The organism is Brachyspira sp., from assembly GCF_050873525.1.
In the GTDB taxonomy this organism is placed as follows: Bacteria; Spirochaetota; Brachyspiria; order Brachyspirales; family Brachyspiraceae; genus Brachyspira.
The window spans coordinates 1-6,717 of the sequence record NZ_JBNMIZ010000150.1 but is presented as its reverse complement, the minus strand read 5'-3'; the positions used below and the strand labels follow the sequence as shown (position 1 = coordinate 6,717).

Genomic DNA, 6,717 nt, shown 5'->3' with positions numbered 1-6,717 from the left:
TAATTACTCCAATAAATATTATTAGAAAAACTATTAAAATAAAAATAATTTTTGAATATTGCGAATTTAAAAGAAAATAATATTGTAGAGAAAAAACCGACATTCCCATTAATAAACTCGATAAAAAAGTTTTGAAAATTCCGATTTTTTTATTTATTATAGTTTTTGTATTCATTTTTTTCATTAATAAAATATATAAAATGCAAAAAGAAATTATATTTGCAGATACGCTCGAAATTGAAATTCCTATTATATCGAAACGAAAAATATAAACGCATAAATAATTGCTAACGGCGTTTATTATAAAAGAAAAAAAAGCGGTATATACGGGAGTTTTCATATCTTTCATAGCGTAAAATGACTGAACGATTATTCTATAGCTTGCCACAAAAAATAAAGACAAAGATAAATATCGTAAAGCGCTTGAAACCAAAAAAGTAGAATTGGAAGAAAAAGCTCCGTATTGAAATATCGTTTCTACAATTTCTTTTCCTAAAATAATAAATCCGAAAGTCGCGGGAACGGTTATCAAAGCGACTAATCTTAAAGAATAACCCAAAGTGTCTTTTGCATCTTCTTTTTTTCCGTCAACTAATAATTTGCTTAAAGTTGGAAGCATAACGGTTGCGATACTCACGGCAAAAACTCCCAAAACGAATTCATGAATTCTGTTTGCAAAAGTAACCGCCGAAACTCTGCCTTCTCCAATCGCTCCCGCGAAAGCCGTAGAAACGAGCAGATTGATTTGATAAATACTCGCTCCGAAAATTCCGGGCGCAAAAAGTTTTATCATTTTAATAACATAAACATCTTTAAAATTAAAATAAGGTTTAAAACTAAATCCTAATTTTTTGACGAAAGGCATTTGATAAAAAAACTGAACGAATCCTCCGATTAAAACTGCAATACTAAAAACATAAGACATATTTTCAAAAACATTTGGAAATAAAAAATAAAAAATTAAAGCGGTTGAAATTATAACTATATTCAGCAAAATCGGACTCGCCGCCGAAATAGAATAATATCCTCTTATATTTAAAATTCCCTGCATCAAAGCCGCCAAAGATATAAATAAAAGATAGGGAAACATTATTCTTGATAAACTTGCAGCCAAATCGAGAGCTTCTTTATTAGCCGATTTGTATAAAAGTTTGACGAGTAGCGGAGAGATTATTATTCCGATTAAAACGATTAGAATCAATATTAAAGTTAGAAGAGTGAAAATCGCCCTGAAAAATTTTTTTGATTCTTTTTCGCCTTTTTCTTTTTCAAGTTCGGTAAATACGGGAATAAAACTTGCAACCATATTTCCTTCGGCAAATAATCGTCTTAATAAATTTGGAAGAATAAAACCTATTGCGAAAGCGTCCGCTATAAAAGTAGTTCCGAGCAGCGCCGCCTGTATTTGGTCACGAACAAGTCCGAATAATCTGCTAATCGCCGTTACAACCGACATTTTGAGCGATGATTTTGCTATTTTTGATTTTATTTTTGTATTATCCGAATTTTCCAACATAAAAATCTCTAAAGTAATTTTTGATATTATATATAATTTATGCCGTTTTTCAACTTTTAGTGTTAGAGTAGCAATCTCAAATTAATAGAGTTTGATTTTAAAAATTTAATTTTATTAATATTGGATTGCCACGCTTTCGCTCGCAATGACAAAAATAATATATCGTCATTACGAGCCGTTAGGCGAAGTAATCAAGATTTAAAATAATTCTATTTTCAAATTTAACTTTATTAATAGTGGATTGCTTCGCTCACTCTGTGTGCCTCGCCATAGGCGGACAAAGTCACGGCAACGCTCGCAATGACTGAATTATTAAAAATCCTTACAACAATAATATAATTTAATAATACAAAAACTACTTGAAAAAATGCCTATAAACTATATAATTATAAAAACTAAAAATAAAGTTATGGAATTTTATTTATGAGAAAATTAAAAAAATTATTCTTTGCCTTGCCCGTTTTGTTATTAATATCATGCGCAGTTAAAGTTAAAACCGTTTATGATAAATTTTACGGAACAGAATATTACCAAACTGATAATATGACAATGATTGGTTGGGATTGGTTTCTTAATTTAAGATTTGTAGCGGGTAAAAATCCAAATGTTATACTTGTTATGGCTTCATATTCAAGTGAAAATGCTTTTAATATTTCTAAAAATGATAATATAGTTTTGAGATTTGGAGACGATATTTTTTTAAATCTTGGTTATACCGAAAATGCGCCTACCGCATATACAGGCGATACTTATTATAGCGGAAATTCTTATAATTATGGAAATTATACTTCTCATTATGGAACTTCTTATCAATATAGCCTTTATACTATAAATTCTTCTACAAGAGTTTATAATGATATTGGGACTTTGACGGCAATAAGAATTGAAAACAGTAGAGGATATAAAAATTTGGATGTCAAACCGAGTTTTGCAAAGAAATTTCAAAAAGCATATAATGATATAAAAAACAAAATAAACGAATAGAATAATAAAATTAAGGAATTGTAAAATGAAAAAGATTATAATTTTATTTTTAATGTTTTCGGCAGTAGTTTTTGCAGAATGGCAATATAGCATGGGACATAATAAAGAAGGTGTAAATTATCACTTTTTTATTGTTTATGATATTTATGATAATGAGAAATATTCTAGCTTAATGTTTAATGTAACTTTGGATATTGATAACGGAATGTCTTCTGTAATCATTCTTAACAATAATGTAAAAGAAAATGATAATTTAAGTTTATATATAAAAGATAATTCAGGCGATAGTATTAATTATAGTATTTTTAAAAAAGATATAGAAAAAGGATTTATTGGAATTCAAAATTCAGATAAATATAATAGAGGTGATGCTATATCAAAATTATTGGTGTCGGCACAATCTGTAGAATTATATAATAATGATACTAGAGAAACATTAGCTACATTTGATACACAAGGATTAAAACAAATTTTACAAAAAAGACTTGGAAATTCTGATTGGTATAAATATAAAATAAACGAATAAAATAATAGAATAATAAAATTAAGGAATTGTAAAATGAAAAAAATTATATTTTTATTTTTAATATTTTCTGCGGTAGTTTTTGCAAAATGGGATGTCGGAACGGCTTACACGGAAGACGGAAAAACGGCGACTACTTTTACAACAAGCGAAACCAAAACCGAATCTTCTTTGATTATAAGCGTGGTTTTGGAAGGCTCGGACGGTTATTCTTCGGTTAATATTAAAAATAAAGATATAAAAAGAGGCGATAATTTGAGGCTCGATATAAGAGACAGAGCGGGCAATTTGGTAGTTTATAATGTTTTTAGCTCGGATATTAGAGAGGGAGAGATTTTGATTATCGACAGACAAACGGACAGAAGCGATAGATTGGTAAAAATGTTATTGTCGGGGCAGTCGGCGAAATTATATAATAACGAAGAACTTTCCGCCGCGTTTAATTTGAAGCAAATAAAAAAGTTTATGAGAAAAAATGTAGGTTTTTCGGATTGGTATAAATATAAATTAAAAAATAGAGAAAAGAAATAATTTAATAATTTTTAAAATAAATTAATTTTTAAGGAGTTATAAAATGAAAAAGATTATAATTTTATTTTTAATTTTTTCGGGCGTAGTTTTCGCAAAGTGGGAAGTTGAAACTGGATATGCAACGGATGGAAGTCCTCTAACTAGTTTTAAAACTTATGATACGACAACAATAACAAATTTTATTTCTGAAACAAATCTTAACTTTCTAAATGAAACAAATTCCATGTCCGAAACCGATAAGAACCTATTAAAAGAAGCTATGAAACTATTCTATCCATATATACATATAGGTGTTAATGTAGATGGCATTGGTTTCTCTGTGGTTTCAATCTATCATTTTGAAATAGAAAAAGAAGACAATTTAGTTTTAATTATAACGGATAATGAAGGTAATGATATGCGATGTAATTTTCATGAGTATGATATAGAAGATTATATCATAAGGATAACATCTGAAAGGTCTACAGTATTAACAAAAATGCTTTATAATGGCAAATCCGCAAAATTAATGAAAAACTTTAAACCAATATCTACTTTTGATTTAAGAGGAATAAAACAAATTATGCAAAAACATGTCGGTTCTTCTTATTGGTATAGACGAAAGTTGAACGATTAATATTTATAAATTAGAAATAATAAAATTTGGATTGCCACGCCTCACGGCTCGCAATGACAATTTAAATTAGTCATTCGCCAGATGCGTCCAGAAGGAACGAGGCTATTTATAGATGCAATGAAGTTGGGCAGACGCCAATTAATCCAAAATATAGATTGCTTCGCATTTTTCAAATGCTCGCAATGACTATTGAAATTTGTCATTACGAGGTTTTGCAAAAAACCGAAGTAATCCACATAAAATAGATTTTATTATTTTGGATTGCCACGACTAAATTTTATGGAGGTGTAAATTGAATATTGTTAATTTGAACGATAAAGAACAGATAATAACTTTTTATTTGATAGCTAATTTTATTATAGCGATTTGTTTATTATATTTGATATTGTCTACTATATTTAGAAAAGTTTTTAAAAATGAAAAAAGAAAGAAAAGAAAAAAAGATATAGTGGAACTCTTTTGGGAAAAAGATAAAGAAAGCAAATTAAAAACTATTTTCAAAAGAATATTTTTTATATTTCTTATTTGCCTAACTTCGTTATATATTTTCAATGCCGTTCGTTTTATAATTTATAATATTGAAACCGTGAAAAAAGTTTTGAGGATTGAATAAATCTATTTTCTTTAATTTTTTAAATGTTATAATATTGATAAAATAAATAGAGGTTTTATTTTATGAAGAAAGGTTTTTTATTAATGTTTAGTTTATTGTCTTTATTTTCATGCAAGCCGAAAGGCGAAGTTAATTTTACCATAGTCGAAACTACGGATATTCATGGAATGATTTTTCCATACAATTTTATTACCGATAAAGAAGAAAACACTTCGATTGCCAATATTTTAACTTATATTAAAAAATTAAAAAGCGAAGGAAAAACGGTTTTGCTTCTCGATAACGGAGATACGCTTCAAGGACAGCCTACCGTTTATTATTATAATTTTATCGCCACAAACGAAAAGCATATATGGACGGAAGTTTTGAATTATATGAATTACGATGTCGTTACGATGGGAAATCATGATATTGAAACGGGGCATAATGTTTACGATAGAATTGTAAAAGAAATAAAAGCTCGAGTAGTAGTTGCCAATTTAATAAACGAAAAAACTAAAGAAACTTATTTCAAGCCTTACGCGATTATAAATAAAAACGGAATTAAAATTGCGGTTTTAGGAATGATTGAACCAGCGATAGAAAGACAGCTTCCAAAAATTTTATACGAAGGAATAGTTGCCGAAGATATGGTTGAATGCGCAAAAAAATGGATAAAAATTATAAAAGAAAAAGAAAAACCCGATATGATTGTCGGACTATTTCACTCGGGAGCGAATTATACGGAAGATAAAGAAAAATATAAAAACGAAAACGCTAGTCAGCTTGTCGCGGAAGAAGTGGAAGGTTTTGATATAATATTTGTAGGGCATGACCATCAGGGCTGGAACGGAAAAGGTTACGATGAAATCACAAAACAAAAAACCAAAGATGTAAAAAGTCCGAGCGGTAAAATCATTCCGATATACGGAGGAGTAAACGCCGCGAGGTCAATCGCTTCCGTAGATGTCAGGATGATTTACGATAATGATACAAAAAAATGGAATATTGATTTTAAAGGAGAATTGGTAAATCCTTCAGAGTTTGAGGCGGATAGAGAATTTTTAGAAAAATTTAATACCGATAAAGAAAAAATTAAAACTTGGGTTGATAGAGATATAGGAGAGTTAAATACAAAATTAACTTCGGACGAGGCGATATTTGGCGACAGTTATTTTTTAAGTTTTATCCATGATTTGCAATTTGAAATAGCCGAAAAAGAACTTGGAGAAAAAGCGGATATTTCATTTGCAGCTCCTTTAAGCAAAGACGCCGTTTTGGATATTGGAAAAGTTAAAGTGCGAGACATGTTTAATTTGTATCCTTATGAGAATTTCTTTTATGTAATGAGATTAACGGGAAAACAGATAAAAGATGTTATGGAATATTCCTACTGCCGATGGTTTAATTTAATGACTAATATAAACGACCATTTGATATATTTCAAAAAAGACGCTAACGGAAATTTGATTTTTAATAATAGATATAATTCCTACGACACATTAACTCAAACCTATAATTACGAAAGTATGGGCGGACTGAATTATATTGTCGATGTTAGAAAAGGCTACGGCGAGAGAGTTAATATAATTTCTATGTCGGACGGTTCGGCTTTCGATTTGAATAAAGAATATAAAGTGGCGATTAATTCCTACAGAGGAAGCGGCGGAGGCGGACATTTGACGCAGGGAGCGAAAATAGATTTGAAAACTTTGCAAAATATGGACTTGGTTATAAAATCTACCGATAAAGATTTACGATTTTATATGATTAAATGGTTCGAAGAGCAAACGAATAGCATAACGGTTGAAAAACTGAATAATTGGAAAGTGATTCCCGAAGATTATCTTAAAGCGGGAAGAGAAAGAGATTATAAATTATTATATCCCGATAAATAATAAAGCTTTATTATAATAGTCCGAATTATAATTTATAATATTTTTTGTATTTTATAT

At 29.2% G+C, this 6,717-nt stretch carries 7 protein-coding genes; 6 read left to right on the top strand and 1 reads right to left on the bottom strand.

Going from position 1 to position 6,717, the window contains the following annotated elements:
- Positions 1-1,516 (bottom strand): murein biosynthesis integral membrane protein MurJ (gene murJ, locus ACR0QS_RS09640; protein WP_432633233.1); only part of this gene is annotated, 1,516 nt, incomplete at its 3' end.
- Positions 1,517-1,939: 423 nt separating this feature from the next.
- Here murJ and ACR0QS_RS09635 point away from each other — a divergent pair.
- The 6 genes from ACR0QS_RS09635 to ACR0QS_RS09610 all read left to right on the top strand — a co-directional run bounded on the left by ACR0QS_RS09635 (position 1,940) and on the right by ACR0QS_RS09610 (position 6,660).
- Positions 1,940-2,500, top strand: coding sequence for a hypothetical protein (locus ACR0QS_RS09635; protein ID WP_432633232.1), 561 nt, complete (start codon positions 1,940-1,942; stop codon positions 2,498-2,500).
- A gap of 25 nt (positions 2,501-2,525) precedes the next feature.
- Complete coding sequence (locus tag ACR0QS_RS09630; RefSeq protein WP_432633231.1) at positions 2,526-3,026, top strand: hypothetical protein; 501 nt, start codon at positions 2,526-2,528, stop codon at positions 3,024-3,026.
- A gap of 33 nt (positions 3,027-3,059) precedes the next feature.
- A complete protein-coding gene (locus tag ACR0QS_RS09625) occupies positions 3,060-3,554 on the top strand; it encodes a hypothetical protein (RefSeq protein WP_432633230.1) in 495 nt (164 codons plus the stop codon).
- Between the two features lie 43 nt (positions 3,555-3,597).
- The gene (locus ACR0QS_RS09620) at positions 3,598-4,170 is read left to right on the top strand and encodes a hypothetical protein (RefSeq protein ID WP_432633229.1); all 573 of its coding nucleotides are present in this window, start codon (positions 3,598-3,600) and stop codon (positions 4,168-4,170) included.
- Between the two features lie 292 nt (positions 4,171-4,462).
- Positions 4,463-4,783: a hypothetical protein gene (locus ACR0QS_RS09615; protein ID WP_432633228.1), complete on the top strand. Its 321-nt coding sequence runs from the start codon at positions 4,463-4,465 to the stop codon at positions 4,781-4,783.
- A gap of 62 nt (positions 4,784-4,845) precedes the next feature.
- Positions 4,846-6,660: a bifunctional metallophosphatase/5'-nucleotidase gene (locus ACR0QS_RS09610; protein WP_432633227.1), complete on the top strand. Its 1,815-nt coding sequence runs from the start codon at positions 4,846-4,848 to the stop codon at positions 6,658-6,660.
- Positions 6,661-6,717 lie beyond the last annotated feature (57 nt).